The organism is Shewanella sp. SM20 (assembly GCF_025654545.1).
GTDB classification, from domain to species: Bacteria; Pseudomonadota; Gammaproteobacteria; order Enterobacterales; family Shewanellaceae; genus Shewanella; species Shewanella oncorhynchi.
This window is the reverse complement of the sequence record NZ_JAKKRK010000120.1, coordinates 1-1,482: the sequence shown is the minus strand read 5'-3', so window position 1 is coordinate 1,482 and position 1,482 is coordinate 1. Positions and strand designations below refer to the sequence as shown.

The 1,482-nt window shown below is 38.4% G+C and carries 2 protein-coding genes and 2 pseudogenes; 1 reads left to right on the top strand and 3 read right to left on the bottom strand.

The features are described 5' to 3' along the window. The 3 genes and pseudogenes from L5M18_RS23130 to L5M18_RS23120 form a co-directional block, all read right to left on the bottom strand. Window positions 1–142, bottom strand: a pseudogene (locus L5M18_RS23130) (IS4 family transposase); the annotation flags it as partial. Window positions 143–180: 38 nt separating this feature from the next. After that, the gene (locus tag L5M18_RS23125) at window positions 181–873 is read right to left on the bottom strand and encodes a DUF819 family protein (protein ID WP_263198717.1); all 693 of its coding nucleotides are present in this window, start codon (window positions 871–873) and stop codon (window positions 181–183) included. 38 nt (window positions 874–911) lie between these two features. Further along, window positions 912–1,223: a substrate-binding domain-containing protein gene (locus L5M18_RS23120; RefSeq protein WP_263198716.1), complete on the bottom strand. Its 312-nt coding sequence runs from the start codon at window positions 1,221–1,223 to the stop codon at window positions 912–914. 120 nt (window positions 1,224–1,343) lie between these two features. On the opposite strand from L5M18_RS23120, the pseudogene L5M18_RS23115 reads away from it, so the two are divergent. Then, window positions 1,344–1,482 (top strand): annotated as a pseudogene (locus L5M18_RS23115) (IS4 family transposase); the annotation flags it as partial.

Genomic DNA, 1,482 nt, shown 5'->3' with positions numbered 1-1,482 from the left:
AATTTCGACCTAACTCAGTCAAGGTCAGTGTCTTACATTCAATCAGTGCCTTAGAGGCCAGCATCAAGCTGTTTAATCGTTTTAGGTGAAGTTCTGGGCAGTATTGGTGTAAAGAATGTTGTAGGATATTGGCTTCGCGCATCTTGTTGTCCAAGTGTAGTTTTTGGCGAAACCATTTGATCATGCAACAAGATGCGCTTCCACCCTAATTTGATGATTTATTTGTAAATCATCAGGGGATTCTTCAGTGCAAAATATCGGTCTATAGCTTTTATCAGCTTTCAGGAAATCATCGATTTTATCTTGGCGTTCTGCAATGAAAAGTAATATAACCATCCATATACCGGAAAAAAGAATATTAATAGCCATCATTACCGCAAATACGGCATCACCGACACTGTGGATTTCTTTTACAGCCAATTGATTGGCGGTTCCGCCAAGCCAGTTTGCCATCAGTGTTGACATGCCTTTCCAAGCAGCATTATCTCCCTGCCAGACGAGTTCGTTCGGAAAAAATATAGAGCCTAACCATAGGCTTAATGGACCACCAATACAGATGCTCACAGCACCTAGCACGTACATACCGAGAAGTTTTTTTCCCACTAAACTGAGAGCAAAGAAATCGGTACCTAAAATCAGCAAAAATAAACAACCAGGCATTAAGTGTGTTTTTGCCATTTCGCTAAGTTGACTATGACTTGCATCAATAATATTTAGCGAGCTAAAGATGGCAGGTAAGGTGTAGCACATTAGCATCAGTGGAAAAATACGATAAAATTGCTTAAAAAGTGTAATAGAGGATGTGTGTGTATAAAATAAACCACATAGTAAAAAGACTAAAAAAAATCCTATTCCAAGATCTGATGATATCAATTAAATTCACCTAGTAAGAATAGCTGGTATACATTATTTTACAGTAGCTTACTAAAGGCTAGGAAACTCATGCTTAATGCAGATAATTCTTCTCCTTCACGCTGAATTGACCAATAAGTTCGTTTATAATCCCATCCATCCACAGGTAATAAAATAAGGTCTTTTCTTGCTAATTCAGCGTCAATCGCTAATAGGGGTAATACACTCAAACCTATACCTGTTCCAATTGCCCTTTTAATAGAGCCAATGGTTGACATGCAGATTTCATCACGAACGTGGATATTTAAGCTTTTTAATAACTGAATTGCACGAATTCGAGAGAACGATGATTCATGGTCGAATATCCACAATTGTTCACTAAGCCCTGAAGAATCCCCTGATGATTTACAAATAAATCATCAAATTAGAGTGGAAGCGCATCTTGTTGCATGATCAAATGGTTTCGCTAAAAACTACACTTGGACAACAAGATGCGCGAAGCCAATATCCTACAACATTCTTTACACCAATACTGCCCAGAACTTCACCTAAAACGATTAAACAGCTTGATGCTGGCCTCTAAGGCACTGATTGAATGTAAGACACTGACCTTGACTGAGTTAGGTCGAA